The organism is Pedobacter sp. AC379 (assembly GCF_979258145.1).
Map to the genome: position 1 here is coordinate 2,102,323 of NZ_OZ409839.1, position 15,151 is coordinate 2,117,473.

The window sequence follows — 15,151 nt, forward strand, 5'->3', positions numbered from 1 at the left end:
TTTAGCCTGTCGAAGGACTTGCTTAAATGCATGATCAGGCGTTCCGACAGGCTAAAGGGGAGACAGATTAATTGAATTGTGATGCACTTTCCATCAGATGCAGTAAAAATTAAATGTACAGTAAAGAAGAATCAGCCCGTTTACGTCAACAATTTTGGATCAGTTTCGGACAATACATGAAACCTGTTCCTTCTGCAAGTGGTTCTACTGTAAATTGGACAAATTACAAAACAGGGGTGAAGAACATCTTTTTTAAAATGGATGTCGACAATAAAAAGGCTTTTATCAGCATTCAACTTTCGCATTCAGATGCCGATATCAGGCACCTCATATTTGAACAGTTCGAAGAATTTAAACTACTGTTTACCAATACGGTTGGCGAAGAATGGGATTGGATAAGAGATGCCGACGATGATTTTGGTAAAACAGTATCTCAGATTTCCATCAGCATTACCGGGGTGAGCATATTTAACCAACAGCACTGGCCGCAACTGATTTCCTTTTTTAAGCCCAGGATGATTGCACTTGATGAATTTTGGGATAATGTGAAACCTGTTTTCGAGGATCTGGTTTAATCAGTCAGGTTTAATTGTGCTATCCTATCTTTGGTAAACTTGATTTCTTCCTTATCATCCGTTACACTCGGTTTGCTTTTTAAATAAAGATTATAATATTTAAGGGCGTTTTTACCTTGTTTTAACCGGGTATCGTAAAATACTGCAAGGCGGTAATATAAGGTAGCGTTCACTTTAAATTGCAGCCCTTTTTTATAAGCTCCGTTTGCGAGCGTCAGTTGATTGTTTTCTTCATAAACCAGCCCTAAAAGTGAATAGTAACTGGAGGTATTTGGCGAAATAGCCTCATCAATTGTTTTTTTGGTATAATTAGCTGCCAGAGGATAATTTTTTATTGCCCGGTAACTGAGTGAGGTATAATATAAAGTGGCCTCATTTTGCATAGCGGTTGCTTCCAGTAATTTAAACAGATCAATTGCTTTCTGATATTGTTTGGTGTAATAATAAGCCTTTGCTACATCTTTTATTACCCCCGCATCGGCACCATCTTTTAATAATTTTTCTCCTGCGGCTATTACCTCAGCGTATTTTTTTAACTGATTGGCAATGGGCAGTTTTGTACGTTGCAATACCAGGTTATCGCTGTCTCCCTTAATGGCAATATCAAGTACACTGTAAGCCTTTTCATATTCCTGATAGTTGGAAAGTACCTCTGCAAGGTCGGTTGCTACATCACCTTCAATTGGATTGATCTGGTTTGCTTTTAAAAGATATATGCGTTTTATCGAATCATCTTTTGGCGAACTGTACAGATTGGCCATTAGTTTGTGTACATTAAAGTTATTGGTATCAATTTTCAGAATTTCTCCATAATAGCGCCTGGCCTTTTCGGTATTTCCCCTCTTTGTACTGATGTTGGCGAGACTGAAAAGAACGGGAAGATTTTGTGATTGAAGTGTATAGGCCCTGGTGTAAAATTTTTCTGCCTCAACAGTGTTACCTCCCATTAAAAAGCAATACCCCATCTGATTAAGGATTTTGATATCAGTTATATTTTCACCATAAATCTCTTTTAGATACTGCCCAGCTTCGGCATAACGTTGATTTTGATAAAATTCAAATAGTTTTTCCTTATCTACAACAGCGGCCGTTTGTGCGAAAGTTGCTTGATGCAAGCAAACAAAAATCAATAAATAGCAAAGTCTTTTCATCATAATTAATTATTAAACTAATTTATTAGTTGTTTTTGATAATTCCAAATCATCTGTTAAAAAAATGCGGTGTAAAACAAAATGAGTGGCTGTGGGTTTATAAGAAATAGTTGAACTAAAAAATAAGACCTATGAACACTTTAAAGAAGTTTGAATTAATGGAGAAGATTGTGCGTGAATTGGAAGATTTACAAAACTCTCAACAGGCACTTATTCAGAAAATTGGAAAAATCGAAGTTGATAATATTGAACTTGGCGATGGCCGTTTAGAAAAAGACCTACCAGATATACATCAAAATTTAGCTGATAACTTAGATACTATTTCAGGAATTTTAGATTACTTTGCAGGTAAAACACAAAACTTTGGTGATAAAAACAATGTTGACGCCTTAAAAGAACAGGAAGCGATCAACAATGCCACCAGCTAAAATTAAACGCATATGAAATTTTTATCTTTAACCGTTGCCTTTTTGCTTGTTGGCCTATTTGCCAGCGCACAGGTATTGCCATCATTCCAGCTGGGCATTAAAGCTGGTGCAAATTTTTCGAAATTTGATAGTGAAAACACTTTTAACAGTAACAACCGTACAGGTTTTTACGGTGGCTTATGGGCCAGGGTTGGAGCGGCAGGTGTTTACTTCCAGCCAGAACTTTATGTTTCAGGTAAGAAAGCAGATTTGGTAAGTGATGCAACGGGAGAAGTAAATAAAGTTCGTTTTACAAGTTTGGATGTTCCTTTATTGGTAGGTACTAAATTTGGTGCCGCTGGTATTGGTCTTCGATTAAACACCGGACCAATGTTTTCATTAATATTGGATGAAAACCAAAGTTTTGGTCAGGCTGCTGGAAATGTTTTCAGAGCCGACTTTAAAAACCAGGCTTTGGCCTGGCAGTTCGGTGCAGGCTTGGATCTTAAAAAGTTAAGCTTTGATGCACGTTACGAACTTGGTTTATCAAAAATTAATAAAGCCGGTTATCCTGGCACCAAGTTAAACTTGTTTACAGTTGGCTTAGGTTATAGGATTTTGTAAGCTTACTTTTCAAAAATTTAAAAGGTGTTCATTTTATAATGAACACCTTTTTTGTGCCCAACATTTTAATTAAATAAGTTTTGGTAATAAAATTTGCATTTTAAAAATAGATGTTTATATTTGTATCGCAAACGATATAATCGTTTGCGATTTTAAAAATAGACATAATATGAAAACGTTGTATGAAACTAGTGCTACTGTAACCGGTGGACGTAATGGAAAAATAACAAGTGAAAATGGTGTGTTGGAATTGGAAGTTAGAATGCCAAAAGAATTAGGTGGAAGCGAACAAGGCTATACCAACCCCGAACAGCTTTTTGCTGCGGGCTATGCGGCCTGTTTTGATAGTGCGCTCAATTTAATTATGGGCCAGGCAAAAGTTAAACCTGAAGAACCTTCAAGCGTTAAAGCAAATGTTTCGCTCCACTCCAATGGGCAAGGAGGCTTTGCACTTGGTGTATCCCTACAGGTGCATATACCAGGAGTTGAAGCAGCGCAAGCTCATGAACTGGTAGAAAAAGCCCACACAATTTGTCCATATTCCAATGCCACACGCGGCAACGTTGATGTGAAGCTGGAAGTAATTTAATAGAATTAAAATAGAATCGTTATTGCATACCCTGCAATAACGATTTTTTAATGATTAAATTCGTGATTGGAAATTTCAGTTAAAAATTATTTACTTAGCTGAATATTTTTTTGTGATTAGTAAAGAAAGTTGTGATGGAAATAAATGATGCGATTAAACTGGAAAACCAACTGTGTTTCCCGCTGTATGCTGCTTCCAGGTTGGTTACCAAATGTTATCAGCCAGTGCTGGATAGTTTTGGAATTACCTATCCGCAGTACCTTGTGTTAATGGTGCTTTGGGAAACTGATTCGGTTAGCTTAACCACACTTTCACAAAAACTGATGCTTCAATCCAATACCTTAACGCCTTTGCTTAAGCGGATGCAGGAAACCGGACTGGTTGAACGCGTCAGGTCATTAAAAGATGAAAGAAGTATTGTAATATCACTTACTGAAAAAGGACATGCTTTAAAAGAAAAGGCTCCTGTATTGCGTGCTCAGCTGTCAGATAATCTCGGTATAAGCCATGAAGAAATTAACCAGTTAAAAAACCTTCTTGATAAATTGATTCTGAACCTGAACAAATAAATGCTTTTGCAACCCTTGGTTACTGAGCGAAATCAGTTCTCTTTTTCCGGTTCAACCTCGGTAAGTTCGTAAGCGAATGATCCGTTTTTTGGTATAATCGGCGTAGCCCTGCCTACACTTAAGGCTTTTATAAATGATGCTCCGAAATAAAATATCAGTGAGGAGTAAAACACGAAAAGCATAATTACGATTATGGAGCCTGCTGATCCATAAATGTTACTGATGTTGCTCAATGGCAAAAGAATCCTTAAAATATACTTACCCGCGGTAAATAAACAACCTGTTAACAATCCACCCGAAATGGCAGCACGCCAGGTTGGCCGTCCGTTGGTTAAATAACGGAATAATATTGTAAACCAAGTAGTTACAATTACCACAAATACCAGCTGGTTGATAATGGAGGTAAGCACTAAGCCGAAAGATGGTGAGCCGTTTTTTAAATATGCACCGATAAAGGCCTGCACGCTATCGGCCAGTAAACCAATAAAAAACAATATTCCGGCCAAAAGGATAATGGTAACCGAAATCGCCCTGGATTTAAGCGTATTGATAATCCCTTTCTTGTCTTTTTGACCGATGTTCCAAATCTGTTCGAGTGAATTTTTAATTACATTGAATAATGTTGTTGCAACGAAAAGGAAAAATATAAAACTGAACAGCGTAACATACCAGGCCTGATCGGCCCCCCTGATATTTCTAAGCGTGGTTCTGATCTGCAAAATACTTTCGTTATCCAGTATGCTGGCCAAACGCTCAAACAGATGCGTAGCCAGCAGCCTTCTGTCGGTAAACATTCCGAAAAGCCTGATCAAGATAATTAAAATAGGGGGAAGGGCAAAATTGGTAAAAAACGCAGTTGCACCTGCCAGCCGTAAAGGGTCATTCTGTTGAAATAAACTAAATGCATTTCTTACGGTGGAGAAAAAAAAGCTAAGGTTTTCTTTTATGGATGGCATTACTTCTGCGTTAAACTCAAAAGGCCGAAAATAGTAAAAATACTTCGTTCAGCCTTTTTGATTGTAATTTTCTAATTCGTTTTGGTAAAAACAAGCAGTGTTTTATCACCGTTAAGCAGGTAAAGCTTATTGTCTGTTACTTTTGCATTGTTTACCTGGTTTAATGCATGTAAGTACGAACGCTCGGCCGCATCGGTTTCCTGACAGAACATTTTAGTACCGAAAACATTTTTAACCATTATTTTATGATCGGCAATTTCGGCCTGCCCGCCATAATTATTACAAAAAGATTTTCCGCTTATTTTAAGGCTATCGGCAAAGTTTAAGGTTGCTTTTGATGAGTTTGGTAGCGTTAAGCCCGGCAGCTCAGTTAATTCCCATTTGGTATTGGTAAAGGATGCTGGATCTAATTTTTCTTTACAAGAACTAAATAGTAAGATCAGCATTCCGCAGAAGATAAGGTGTTTCATAACGATGGTTTTAATAATTTTCCTTTAACCATCAAAAACTAAACCATAAAAAGCAATAATCAGCTTTTAATCTCGCTAAACTGGTTTTAAAATCTTCATCCAATGGTGCGGCATGCCGTGGTAATCAAAAATATTAATGCGCTTTAAACCCGTTTTTTCTAAAACATGGATCGATCCGTGGTTACCAGTATCTGCAATGCCAATAATTTCATCAAGCATTAATACCTTAAATCCATAATCTCTGGTTGCTATTGCGGTTTCTGTGGCGTAACCTTTTCCCCAGTACTTTTTATTGAACCGATAGCCAAGATCGTAATAATTAGTGTGGTTATTATTGGTTTCCTTAATCAGTTTGAGGCCGCACCAGCCTGTAAAATTTCCTGTTTCTTTTTCAATTACTGCCCATCGGCCGATGCCATTTTCAACATATTGTTTTCTGATAAATGCTATATCTGCTTTGCTTTGCTCAATGGATTTTACAGGATTGTTACCGAGGTAAAGCTGTACCTCAGGGTCGCTGTCCATTTCAAACATGCCATCCGCATCTTCAGTAACCAATTCACGCAAAATTAAACGCGCTGTTTCTATATAGATTTTCATTTATCTAAGGGCTTTCTCAATCAAAGTTAAGGTAATTTACAAAATGAGCTTTTTTTTACGATTGGAAAGCCACGGGAGCAACCGGTCTTCTTTTTAAAATGAGTGCAGCTACAAGCGATACCACTATACCCACAGGTAAAATTTCCATATAGGTAAATAATACAACCATTACTGGGTTTTTGTATAACTGCTGATTAGCGGCCAGCTCTTTTGTCTGCTTTGCAATTTCAGCTGCTGAGGCGCCATTGGTTTTGGCTTCTCTCAAGGCCTGCGCTACATATCTGTCCATAAAATCTGGCATAAATACATAAAAATCAATTAACCAAACCACAACATATATGGTAGAGGCAATTAAGCTGATAAAAAGCCCGATTTTAAAAGCCTTACCAAAGCTGATTGAGCCGTGATTGTATTTATCGCGGTAGTTTTTGATGCCCACAAAAATAAATGAGAATGCCAGCACCATAGAGGAATAGCCAATAAGCATGCTGTGCTCAAGGTTAGGATCACCATAGCATCTAGCCATAGAAAGTACCATTAAAACTGATACGATAAATCCTGCAATGAGCCCGAATACGATTACGTTCTTTTTCATATTTCTATAAATTTTTTAAAGTTTGTACCGCAAAGTTGGTTGGAACATTCTTTTTATCCTTCATACTTAAGGGTGATTTTTCTGAAATTCATCTAATTTAGCCCCAAAGTATGAGTCGGTTAAGGAATAATATGTAATCTTTTCGCCGTTTCTATGGCTTGTGTTCGGCGTTTAACCTCAAGTTTTTCGAAAAGCCTTGCATTATGCGTTTTTATGGTATTAAGCGAAACAAATAATTTTAAGGCAATTTCCTGGTTACTTAAGCCTGTGGACATGAGCTGCAAAACTTCTAGTTCCCTTTTGCTAATGTTTAACCTGGCAAGTGCGTTTTCATTGAGGGTAAAAATTTCCGGCTTTTGTGTAAAAACTTCTTTTTCGATCAGGATGGTTTTTGGTTTGGTTAATTTAAGTGCCAGCCAGATCCCTAAAGCAGTAAAAATAACGGCTATCGAACCTGCATAAATTTCGAAAGCATGGCTGATGATAATTAGGCGAAATTCGAGCCATTTTAATAGAAATAACAATAAAGCCAGAAACAAACCGTATAAGATTATACTTTTATTCCTGGTTAGAAAATTTGAAGGGTTCGCCATTGTTTATCTCTCAAATCAAAAATAAGTAATTTAGCGATAAGTCGGGAGTTGAGTTTTTTTTAAAGCTATCGGTTTTGAAAGCAACGGGAAATCCTATATACATCCCGTCTTTCCACCGCAGTTGTTTACAGTTTATCGGCAAGTAATTTTATGGTGACTTTGATTATAAGGAAGCAATAAAGATTATAAATTAGCAAAAAATATATAAATAAACATACCTATGAAAATTACGCTTTATGCACTCTTCCTTTCCGTTGTTTTATTCGGTTGTGGCAGTTCAGAAAAAACCTACAAAGCAAAAGCATTTGCTGCCACTGAAGATTTTAACGTTTTTCCTAAATCGAAAAAGAACATTCTTACCATTGTAAAAACAGATTCAGGTGCCTCAGCTGCTGCCGATCGTTTCGCCATTCAATACAAAGATACCACCATTACCATTGATGATGCACCAAGTGCACCCGCAAAGAAATTTATACTTGCCTCTTTTATCAATACCCAAAAAACAGCGGCATTGGTACAGGTTGCCAATAATGCCGGTAAAATGGCGCCATTTTATATCATTACAGTTAAAGATGGCGTAACTGAAGTGGTGAGTTTAAATAAGGCATCAAAAGGTGCTGAAGATAAAAAATATACCAATGGCCTTGAAGAATTAACACGGAGTAATATTCTGATCAACAATGATTTTTTTATTACAACGATAAACTCAAGGGTATATCCTGTAAAAAGACAAAACCCGGACGAACGGATCCAGGGGAAGTTTTTTATGTACTCGAAGGATAAAACAACTTTGGTTTTTTTAACCGCTAATTCTTTATACCAGGTTAATACCGCTACAGGTGAAAGCTTTAACCTGCCTTTGCCTGCCGATTTAATTAATGCGCCTGAAACACTGGTTGGAAATATTCAAAATGGATATACCTGGGTGGCTAATGCAAATGGCACATCGTTTTTAAAGAAAAATGCAGATGACGACCGTATTGTAGACATCAAAGAATTTAAGCATTAATAAACAATAATTTATATAAGAAAAATGAGCATATTTTGTGCTCATTTTTTTTCTTGTTCGTTTAACTCAGTGTTTTAAAAATTTAATTCACAAGTATTGTTATACCATCGTCCTAAACGTTAGGTTTACCCTTGGCTGATTTACTTTTTTAGTAGGAGGTAAACGGTGCAGCCAGTTTGTTTGTGTTTCATCTTTCATTACCAGTAAACTTCCATTTTCCAAAAATAAAGCAACCGTTTCTTTGGTCTGTTTGTGTTTAAATAAAAATCTTCTTTCGGCACCGAAACTTAAAGATGCAATAGCCGAATCTTTAGCCAATGCTTTTTCGTCATCACTGTGGTAGGCCATTCCTTCATCACCATTGTGGTATAAGTTGAGTAAACAGGAATTAAATGTAGTGCCTGTTTGCACTTCCGAGAGTTTTTTTAATTCCAGCAGTTCTTTTGTCCAGGGGAGGGCCAATTTTGATTTATTGGAGTAAGTATACGAATAAGATTCATCGCCATACCAGGCTACTTTTCTTTTGGTGATGATGTGTTTACCCATAATAAAAGCTTCATCATTTTTCCACTCGATGGTATTCATCAGGATATTAAAATAATGGTCAGCTTCTGATGAGGTGAATAATTTTCCGTGATAATTTACGGTTCCGCCGTAAGGTAGCAGGTTCTTGTTGGTATCTATTGTAGTGCTGAATAAATCCATTGTGTTTAGGCTATTGTTCCTCATATTTGCTTGTTGGCTTGTGCTGCTTCCCATCCAATTATAGCCGTTTTTCGATCCGTACCCCAATGATAACCCCCTAAAGCACCGCTCGATTGAATTACCCGATGGCAGGGAATAAGAAAAGCTACCGGATTATCGCCTATTGCAGTTCCAACAGCTCTCGATGCATTTGGGTTTTGTAATTGTTTGGCAATGTTACCATAGGTGGCCAATTTACCCATTGGTATTTTTAGCAAAGCTTCCCAAACTTTTAACTGAAAATCGGTCCCTTTTAAATGTAGCTTAACCTGGTGCAGTTTGCTCCAATCGTGACTGAAAATATACAAAGCGTTCTGTTGCTCTTTATCCAATAACTGTTGGTAAAGGGCTGATGGAAACTGCATTTGCAAATTGGTAAACGCAATATTTTCATCTTCATAAAATGCGATATGACAGATTCCTTTAAGTGTACTTGCTACTATGATGTTTCCGAACGGGCTTTCTGCGAAGCTGTAGTTAATATGGAGATTTTCGCCACCATTTTTATATTCTCCAGGCGTCATGCCTTCAATATTTACAAAAAGATCGTGTAAACGGCTGGTTCCTGATAAGCCGGTTTCGAGGGCGGTATCAAATAAACTCTGGTTACTTTTTAACATTTCTTTGGCATAACCGATACTGATGTATTGCAAAAAACGTTTCGGCGTGGTACCGGCCCATTCACTAAATAACCTTTGAAAATGAAAAGGACTTAAATTTACCTGTTCTGCAATTTCTTCCAGGCCGGGTTGTGTTTTAAAGTTGGCCCTGATGTAACTGATGGCCTCGGCTATCCTGTTGAAATTAATTTCTTCTTGTGCTTTCATGGTCTTAAAAAAATTATAACCAAAAGTAGTCGGTAGTGATGGGGCAACCTACCCGAAACTTGCTGTGTTTAATTTTGATCTAGGTATTAATTAATTTTTTTGCCAATGCTAAATCGGTAGATTGGTTTACATTAATAGGGAAAAAATATGCAAGTTGCCACTGCTGGGTTTTCTCTGCCTGTTTATTGGTTACGGTATCCCATGGAGGATAAATTCTGATTCCTCTTTTTCCGCCCACGCCATTTTTAGTGATAATTTTTTGTTGTGCCAATGTGTTCTTCGGAAAAATAAACTGACCAAAGTTGTGCTCGCTTATTGCAGTGATGATCATCAGGTCAAAATCATCCTGTTCATCAAAAGGAATAGTAATCCCAGCCTTATCCCGTTTCCAGATGGTTACAAACTGCCCGGTTTTAGTAGGGGTGATTTTTGAAACACGGTAGATAATTTTTAAACTGTTTAATTTGAAGCTGCATGCTGAATATTCCTGACTTTCACTTTCCATTTTTAGGTTAATGATTTGATAACCTAAGGGATCATATATCAAATCGGCTGCAGTTTTTAGCAAAGGAGGCCAATGTATAATCGGACTTTTATTTATTGACATGTTTATTCAAAATCTGGATGGGTGGCTGCTGATCAAAATTAAGTTTTTAATCAAGGATGGTAGCATTTTTACTCGACCCGGTGTGGTAATCATAGTACAGACACTTGAAATAGCTGCTGGAAGAACTTAATAAATTTTGACTATTACGAGCTATGAAAACCACCTCACTTTAACCTTATTTACAAGATTTGTGCAAAATAATTACCTTATTGTTCCTCAATAATAGATTTACCTTTTGATCTGTCACCCGATGTCCACTGCCAGGTTTCATGAAGTCTGATTTTGCCATTCGGCAAATGTTCTGGCACCGACTGGCAAATTCCGGTCATTAATTCTCCTTTATTATTTACCTGGTGATACCTCATTTCGATATTGCCATGCTCATCCACAAGACCGATTAAATGGCCAGAGACAATTTTTCCACCAGTATATCCGGCAGTAAGAATATTTCCTGTCTGTTGGTAGGTAAAAACAGTTTCATCTGAAGTTTCGCCATTTTCGGTATTGCTAACGGGTTTGAAAACTTTATTGTTGTAATTTATCATAAGCTGTTAAATGTAAACATCTGAAGCTTAAATAAAAAATACCGCAATTTTTGTTCTGTAATCTCATCCGATTGAGCTAACCAAAGTTTTTCTTCTCTTTTTACCAACAGATACCGCTCGCCATTTAAAACAAGGCACCCATATTCATAACAGAAAATATAGACATTTCCATTCTGAGACGTATAGCTATAAGTATGGTAATCAAAATTTAAACCAGCAGCAAGGAATTCTTTTCGTGTAACCTTTGCCTTACCACTTGGGTTAAGTTGCATCAGGATATTGCGGTTCTTTTTTAAAATGCTGTTAATCCGTTTGAGAACAAGATCGTCTTTAATCTTTAAATGATTGTTGTAATTGTTGGAGATTACAAAATTGCCAAAGTTAACATGGCTGTAAACGAATCGTACAAAGACGCGAATGGCGTGAAATTAAAAAGTGAATTGGTTTACCCTAACATTTTGGAATGCGAAAGCTGAACTGGCCAACCAAATTAAAAAAGGTACCGGTTTGACTATCGAGGGTAGGCTGGAAGCTGTTTCGTACGATGGTAAGGATGGCAAAAGACATTATAATACTGATATCGTTGTCAACGACCTTGTGATCAGAGCGAACGAAAAAGTTGCTGCATTTTAGCGTCACTGATTCCCACCATATAACAATAGTTATTGGTGGGAATTTTTATTGTTAAAGTTTTATAGCCAGGCCAGTATAAAAATTGATCCCTGCCGCTGGATTAAAATATCTTCCGTTTGCAGCATTTAAGTCATTACCCAGGCTATAATTAGCATTGAGTAAATTATTTACCCCTGCATATAATTCGAAATGGATTTTACTCAGCTTTACATTACGGATGCCGGCTTTTGCCTCTACAAGGTGGTATCTTTTGGCAAAAACAGTATTTGCATCATTTAATGGTATGGTAGAAGTGTAATTGTGCTGCAGGAAAAGGTAACATTCTTTTGGAAAGTTAAATTCCAAACTGTTAATTGAAATATTTGCCGGAACACCAGTCAGTTTATTGCCGCTATAAGTTGTAATACCGCTTACAAAATCTTTAAATCTGAAATGACTAAAAGTATAATTGCTTTTAAATTGTAACCCGCTTAAAAAAGAAGCAGGGTTTCTGATAATCCAAATGGCTGTTTCAAGTTCAATGCCTTTCTGCTTTGTTCCGCCGGCATTGATAAAATATTCAGTATCATTTTGGTTCAGCCTTCTTACAATTGCATCCTGAAGCTGGTAGCTGAATAGGTTTGCATTGGCATAAAAGCGGTTGTTTTTTGTTTTGTAACGCAAGCCGAGTTCGTAATTCCAGCCAGATTCTGCCTGCAAATTATTGTTGATGTTATTATCTGATGACCTTACCTCTGCAATGGTGGGTGGCGAATAGCCTCTACTTACTGAAGCCCTGGTAGAAAAATCGTTCGTTATTAAATAAGATAGCGCAACCTTTGGCATAAATTGTGGATCAAATTTTCGTTGTTGTGAAGCGATCACTACAGGAAAATAACTTTCGTATTTATACTTATAGAAATTAAGACTTGATGCAAGTTCAATCAGCAACTTTCTGTTGACATCGAAGTTTAATCTTAAATAGGCAAAATCCTGGCTTGCTTTTAAACGATCAGAAGCTTGCATGGAAGTTGCATCACCACCGTTGTTGTTAAAATTATTGATTTCACTTTTGGTTGCTGAACTTTCTAACCCAACCTGTGCATTAAATTTAAAATCGTCATATTTCTTTTCATAATCTAAAAATGTACGCAAGCCTAATGTAGTTTCATAACGTTTTTCATAATTGGTGATAAAAGGATTTTTGAAATCGGTATATGATGTAAAGAGCGCAATAACATGTTTAAAATGAGGATTGATCTGATAAGAATTGGATAGCCCGCCGAAAATAGTTTTATTATAAATGGCTGCCTGTTGTGCAATGGCACCAGGTAGTGTGGCTGTTGCAGGACGTGCCAATTTAGGATCTTGTTCCAATTGAGCAGCAGTTAAGCCTCCCGGTGTGTGATATCCAAGGTCACTATAAAATGCAAAGGCTTTTAAACTTCCGGCAGTACTATAATTCCACTGGTGTGCCGTTTGGAAATACTTTCTATCCATGGCACTATTCTGGCGGAAACCATCACTTTTTTGATAACCCTCTGTAAAATTAAAGCTGTAATTTTTAAATTGATGATTGATAGCGGCCGTTTGGTGGAAAAGTCCGTATGAACCAGCTATGGCAGAAACACTGATTTCATTTCTTTCAAAATTTGGTGGACTAATTAAAACGGCACCTCCTGTATTTGCTCCAAATGTACTGGCCTCCGGTCCTTTGTAGATTTCTATGTTGCCGATGGCGGCCATATCCAACGCATTTAAATAAGTGTTACCACCAGCATCGGTTAAAGGAAAATCATCGATATAGATTTTAATATTCCTGATGCCAAAAGGCGAACGTAATAAGCTTCCACGAAGCGATAAGCGGTAACTGCCTGGTGAACGTTCTTCCATTCTTACACCTGAAATGGAATTCAGTGTACTCACCAGTGAACTGCTCTGTTGATTTCTGATTGCGCTGCTGTCGATCAGATTCACTGCAGATACCGATCTTAACAGGGGTTGGTGATTGTAATAACCTTTTACTGTAATCTCGCTAAGCTTTTTTACTGAATCGGGTTTGATGGTTTGTGCTAAGCAGCTAACAGAAAATAGGGTAAATAATAGGGTAAGGTTTGGTTTCAAGAGGATAAGGATTGGAAGTTTAGCCACAGATTTGGCAGATAAATTTAACGTATTCTGTGAATCTGTGGCTATTGTATTAATTATTTTGCAGCAACTCTCCAAATTACGCCGCTAACATCGTCGGCAACCAATAAAGCGCCATCGGGTGTTAGGGTAACGCCAACCGGACGGCCATATACATCGGCCTTATCAACATCTGCTACAAAGCCAGTTAAAAAATCTTCAGGTTTACCTGCTGGTTTTCCATCTTTAAAAGGCACGAAAGCAACTTTGTAACCTGAAATTGCCGACCTGTTCCATGAGCCGTGCTGACCTATAAATGCTCCTCCCTGGTATTTTTGAGGAAATTTTGTGTCTTTATAAAACGCCAATCCTAATGATGCAGTATGGGCACCAACTGCTACATCGGGTGCTATTGCTTTTTTAACCATCTCCGGGTTTTTACCTTTTAAACGAGGGTCTTCATTCTGACCATAATATGAAAATGGCCATCCATAAAAAGCACCTTGTTTTACACTGGTAATGTAATCGGGTACAAGGTCGTCGCCCAATCCATCGCGTTCATTAACTGCTGTCCAAAGTACCTTGCTTGAAGGTGCCCAATCTATTCCGACAGGATTTCTCAAACCGCTGGCGTAAATTTTTTCTCCACTTCCATCAGGATTTATTTCCAGGATATTCGCCCTTCGAACTTCATTTTCCATTCCATTTTCACCAACATTACTGCCTGAACCTACAGTAACATATATTTTGCTTTGATCTGCATTTGCAATCAGATTTCTTGTCCAATGGTTGTTATAACCTCCCGCAGGCAAACTTAAAATCTTTTTCCCTGTAGCGGTAATCTTGGTATCGCCAGTTTTATATGGGTACTGCCATAAACCATCTGTATTGGCTACATAAAACGAGTTGCCAATAATCAGCATCCCGAAAGGTTGATTGAGGCCATTTAAAAATGTAGTAACCGTTTCTGGTTTGCCATCTTTGTTATCATCGCGGTAAAGTAAAATGGTATTGGCACTTTTTCCTGGAACTTCAGATTTAGCTTTACCTGATACCGTATTTGCAATGCTTTCAGTAGTGCTTCTTTCCGAATTTGAAAGTGCAACCAGTACATCGCCATTTGGGGCAATATAGGTATTGCGCGGACTTTTGATATTGGATGCAAATTTGGTTACCACAAATCCTTCTGGAGCGATAGGCGTTTTACCTTCGGGCCAGCCAATTACTTTACTAAACTTGCTTTTTGCCGCATTGGTATCGGGCGCTGGTAAATTAATTGCGCCTGTTTTAGTTGTAAGCGTGGTATCTTCTCCCTGTTTTTGCGAATTCGACTTCGATTGGCAACCGAAAATTACTGCGGTTGAGAGCATTGAGGCGTAAAAAATCTTATTTTTCATATTAACCGGTTTTGATTAAATTAATCTTCGAAAAATATAACATGAAAATCAATTAGATGTTTTCAGTCAGACCATAATTGCTACAACCATAAAAGATAAAAGAAACGTACCCTAACCTGACTTGCTTAAAGTTGTATTTTGATTCGTGTTGATT

Annotated in this window: 19 protein-coding genes; 7 read left to right on the top strand and 12 right to left on the bottom strand. The window is 37.5% G+C overall.

Annotated elements, in window-relative coordinates:
* Nucleotides 1-113 precede the first annotated feature (113 nt).
* Nucleotides 114-575 carry a DUF4268 domain-containing protein gene (locus ACZZZW_RS09245; protein WP_055915094.1) on the top strand — a complete coding sequence of 154 codons (462 nt, stop codon included), beginning with the start codon at nucleotides 114-116 and terminating at the stop codon, nucleotides 573-575.
* Here ACZZZW_RS09245 and ACZZZW_RS09250 read toward each other — a convergent pair.
* Nucleotides 572-1,729, bottom strand: coding sequence for a tetratricopeptide repeat protein (locus ACZZZW_RS09250; RefSeq protein ID WP_463493034.1), 1,158 nt, complete (start codon nucleotides 1,727-1,729; stop codon nucleotides 572-574). The genes ACZZZW_RS09245 and ACZZZW_RS09250 overlap by 4 nt on opposite strands.
* A gap of 128 nt (nucleotides 1,730-1,857) precedes the next feature.
* Between ACZZZW_RS09250 and ACZZZW_RS09255 the strand changes: the two genes are divergently transcribed.
* From ACZZZW_RS09255 to ACZZZW_RS09270, 4 genes are all read left to right on the top strand, one after another.
* The gene (locus tag ACZZZW_RS09255) at nucleotides 1,858-2,154 is read left to right on the top strand and encodes a hypothetical protein (RefSeq protein ID WP_055915088.1); all 297 of its coding nucleotides are present in this window, start codon (nucleotides 1,858-1,860) and stop codon (nucleotides 2,152-2,154) included.
* A 12-nt stretch (nucleotides 2,155-2,166) separates the two neighbouring features.
* Entirely contained in the window at nucleotides 2,167-2,757 is a 591-nt protein-coding gene (locus ACZZZW_RS09260; RefSeq protein ID WP_055915085.1) for a porin family protein, read from the top strand.
* A 169-nt stretch (nucleotides 2,758-2,926) separates the two neighbouring features.
* Complete coding sequence (locus ACZZZW_RS09265; protein WP_463493035.1) at nucleotides 2,927-3,346, top strand: organic hydroperoxide resistance protein; 420 nt, start codon at nucleotides 2,927-2,929, stop codon at nucleotides 3,344-3,346.
* Nucleotides 3,347-3,480: 134 nt separating this feature from the next.
* A complete protein-coding gene (locus tag ACZZZW_RS09270) occupies nucleotides 3,481-3,915 on the top strand; it encodes a MarR family winged helix-turn-helix transcriptional regulator (protein ID WP_463493036.1) in 435 nt (144 codons plus the stop codon).
* A gap of 32 nt (nucleotides 3,916-3,947) precedes the next feature.
* Here ACZZZW_RS09270 and ACZZZW_RS09275 read toward each other — a convergent pair whose 3' ends face one another.
* The 5 genes from ACZZZW_RS09275 to ACZZZW_RS09295 all read right to left on the bottom strand — a co-directional run bounded on the left by ACZZZW_RS09275 (nucleotide 3,948) and on the right by ACZZZW_RS09295 (nucleotide 7,129).
* Entirely contained in the window at nucleotides 3,948-4,871 is a 924-nt protein-coding gene (locus ACZZZW_RS09275) for a YihY/virulence factor BrkB family protein (RefSeq protein ID WP_463493037.1), read from the bottom strand.
* A 71-nt stretch (nucleotides 4,872-4,942) separates the two neighbouring features.
* Nucleotides 4,943-5,341 carry an META domain-containing protein gene (locus ACZZZW_RS09280; RefSeq protein WP_463493038.1) on the bottom strand — a complete coding sequence of 133 codons (399 nt, stop codon included), beginning with the start codon at nucleotides 5,339-5,341 and terminating at the stop codon, nucleotides 4,943-4,945.
* A gap of 75 nt (nucleotides 5,342-5,416) precedes the next feature.
* Nucleotides 5,417-5,941 carry a GNAT family N-acetyltransferase gene (locus ACZZZW_RS09285; protein WP_463493039.1) on the bottom strand — a complete coding sequence of 175 codons (525 nt, stop codon included), beginning with the start codon at nucleotides 5,939-5,941 and terminating at the stop codon, nucleotides 5,417-5,419.
* Between the two features lie 55 nt (nucleotides 5,942-5,996).
* Complete coding sequence (locus ACZZZW_RS09290) at nucleotides 5,997-6,536, bottom strand: DUF4199 domain-containing protein (RefSeq protein WP_463493040.1); 540 nt, start codon at nucleotides 6,534-6,536, stop codon at nucleotides 5,997-5,999.
* A 119-nt stretch (nucleotides 6,537-6,655) separates the two neighbouring features.
* Nucleotides 6,656-7,129, bottom strand: a complete 474-nt coding sequence (locus ACZZZW_RS09295; protein ID WP_055915065.1) for a response regulator transcription factor — start codon at nucleotides 7,127-7,129, stop codon at nucleotides 6,656-6,658.
* A 220-nt stretch (nucleotides 7,130-7,349) separates the two neighbouring features.
* Between ACZZZW_RS09295 and ACZZZW_RS09300 the strand changes: the two genes are divergently transcribed.
* Entirely contained in the window at nucleotides 7,350-8,138 is a 789-nt protein-coding gene (locus ACZZZW_RS09300) for a hypothetical protein (protein ID WP_055915061.1), read from the top strand.
* Between the two features lie 99 nt (nucleotides 8,139-8,237).
* Here ACZZZW_RS09300 and ACZZZW_RS09305 read toward each other — a convergent pair whose 3' ends face one another.
* From ACZZZW_RS09305 to ACZZZW_RS09320, 4 genes are all read right to left on the bottom strand, one after another.
* A complete protein-coding gene (locus ACZZZW_RS09305) occupies nucleotides 8,238-8,843 on the bottom strand; it encodes an alpha-ketoglutarate-dependent dioxygenase AlkB family protein (protein WP_463493041.1) in 606 nt (201 codons plus the stop codon).
* A 20-nt stretch (nucleotides 8,844-8,863) separates the two neighbouring features.
* Complete coding sequence (locus ACZZZW_RS09310; protein WP_463493042.1) at nucleotides 8,864-9,709, bottom strand: methylated-DNA--[protein]-cysteine S-methyltransferase; 846 nt, start codon at nucleotides 9,707-9,709, stop codon at nucleotides 8,864-8,866.
* A gap of 79 nt (nucleotides 9,710-9,788) precedes the next feature.
* Nucleotides 9,789-10,316, bottom strand: coding sequence for a MepB family protein (locus tag ACZZZW_RS09315; RefSeq protein ID WP_463493043.1), 528 nt, complete (start codon nucleotides 10,314-10,316; stop codon nucleotides 9,789-9,791).
* Nucleotides 10,317-10,522: 206 nt separating this feature from the next.
* On the bottom strand, nucleotides 10,523-10,861 hold the full coding sequence (locus ACZZZW_RS09320) for a hypothetical protein (protein ID WP_055915049.1): 339 nt from the start codon (nucleotides 10,859-10,861) through the stop codon (nucleotides 10,523-10,525).
* Between the two features lie 435 nt (nucleotides 10,862-11,296).
* Between ACZZZW_RS09320 and ACZZZW_RS09325 the strand changes: the two genes are divergently transcribed.
* Complete coding sequence (locus ACZZZW_RS09325; RefSeq protein WP_463493044.1) at nucleotides 11,297-11,494, top strand: single-stranded DNA-binding protein; 198 nt, start codon at nucleotides 11,297-11,299, stop codon at nucleotides 11,492-11,494.
* Nucleotides 11,495-11,545: 51 nt separating this feature from the next.
* On the opposite strand, the gene ACZZZW_RS09330 is transcribed toward ACZZZW_RS09325, so the two are convergent.
* A complete protein-coding gene (locus ACZZZW_RS09330; protein ID WP_463493045.1) occupies nucleotides 11,546-13,597 on the bottom strand; it encodes a TonB-dependent receptor in 2,052 nt (683 codons plus the stop codon).
* A gap of 80 nt (nucleotides 13,598-13,677) precedes the next feature.
* Nucleotides 13,678-14,997 (bottom strand): PQQ-dependent sugar dehydrogenase, encoded by a 1,320-nt coding sequence (locus ACZZZW_RS09335; protein ID WP_055915040.1) that lies wholly within the window; start codon nucleotides 14,995-14,997, stop codon nucleotides 13,678-13,680.
* Nucleotides 14,998-15,151 lie beyond the last annotated feature (154 nt).

What these genes read in the sequence shown, in the direction of transcription:
- ACZZZW_RS09245 (WP_055915094.1), top strand. Translation starts at nt 114, where the DNA reads ATGTACAGTAAAGAAGAATCAGCCCGTTTACGTCAACAATTTTGGATC.
- ACZZZW_RS09250 (WP_463493034.1), bottom strand. Translation starts at nt 1,729, where the DNA reads ATGATGAAAAGACTTTGCTATTTATTGATTTTTGTTTGCTTGCATCAA.
- ACZZZW_RS09255 (WP_055915088.1), top strand. Translation starts at nt 1,858, where the DNA reads ATGAACACTTTAAAGAAGTTTGAATTAATGGAGAAGATTGTGCGTGAA.
- ACZZZW_RS09260 (WP_055915085.1), top strand. Translation starts at nt 2,167, where the DNA reads ATGAAATTTTTATCTTTAACCGTTGCCTTTTTGCTTGTTGGCCTATTT.
- ACZZZW_RS09265 (WP_463493035.1), top strand. Translation starts at nt 2,927, where the DNA reads ATGAAAACGTTGTATGAAACTAGTGCTACTGTAACCGGTGGACGTAAT.
- ACZZZW_RS09270 (WP_463493036.1), top strand. Translation starts at nt 3,481, where the DNA reads ATGGAAATAAATGATGCGATTAAACTGGAAAACCAACTGTGTTTCCCG.
- ACZZZW_RS09275 (WP_463493037.1), bottom strand. Translation starts at nt 4,871, where the DNA reads ATGCCATCCATAAAAGAAAACCTTAGCTTTTTTTTCTCCACCGTAAGA.
- ACZZZW_RS09280 (WP_463493038.1), bottom strand. Translation starts at nt 5,341, where the DNA reads ATGAAACACCTTATCTTCTGCGGAATGCTGATCTTACTATTTAGTTCT.
- ACZZZW_RS09285 (WP_463493039.1), bottom strand. Translation starts at nt 5,941, where the DNA reads ATGAAAATCTATATAGAAACAGCGCGTTTAATTTTGCGTGAATTGGTT.
- ACZZZW_RS09290 (WP_463493040.1), bottom strand. Translation starts at nt 6,536, where the DNA reads ATGAAAAAGAACGTAATCGTATTCGGGCTCATTGCAGGATTTATCGTA.
- ACZZZW_RS09295 (WP_055915065.1), bottom strand. Translation starts at nt 7,129, where the DNA reads ATGGCGAACCCTTCAAATTTTCTAACCAGGAATAAAAGTATAATCTTA.
- ACZZZW_RS09300 (WP_055915061.1), top strand. Translation starts at nt 7,350, where the DNA reads ATGAAAATTACGCTTTATGCACTCTTCCTTTCCGTTGTTTTATTCGGT.
- ACZZZW_RS09305 (WP_463493041.1), bottom strand. Translation starts at nt 8,843, where the DNA reads ATGGATTTATTCAGCACTACAATAGATACCAACAAGAACCTGCTACCT.
- ACZZZW_RS09310 (WP_463493042.1), bottom strand. Translation starts at nt 9,709, where the DNA reads ATGAAAGCACAAGAAGAAATTAATTTCAACAGGATAGCCGAGGCCATC.
- ACZZZW_RS09315 (WP_463493043.1), bottom strand. Translation starts at nt 10,316, where the DNA reads ATGTCAATAAATAAAAGTCCGATTATACATTGGCCTCCTTTGCTAAAA.
- ACZZZW_RS09320 (WP_055915049.1), bottom strand. Translation starts at nt 10,861, where the DNA reads ATGATAAATTACAACAATAAAGTTTTCAAACCCGTTAGCAATACCGAA.
- ACZZZW_RS09335 (WP_055915040.1), bottom strand. Translation starts at nt 14,997, where the DNA reads ATGAAAAATAAGATTTTTTACGCCTCAATGCTCTCAACCGCAGTAATT.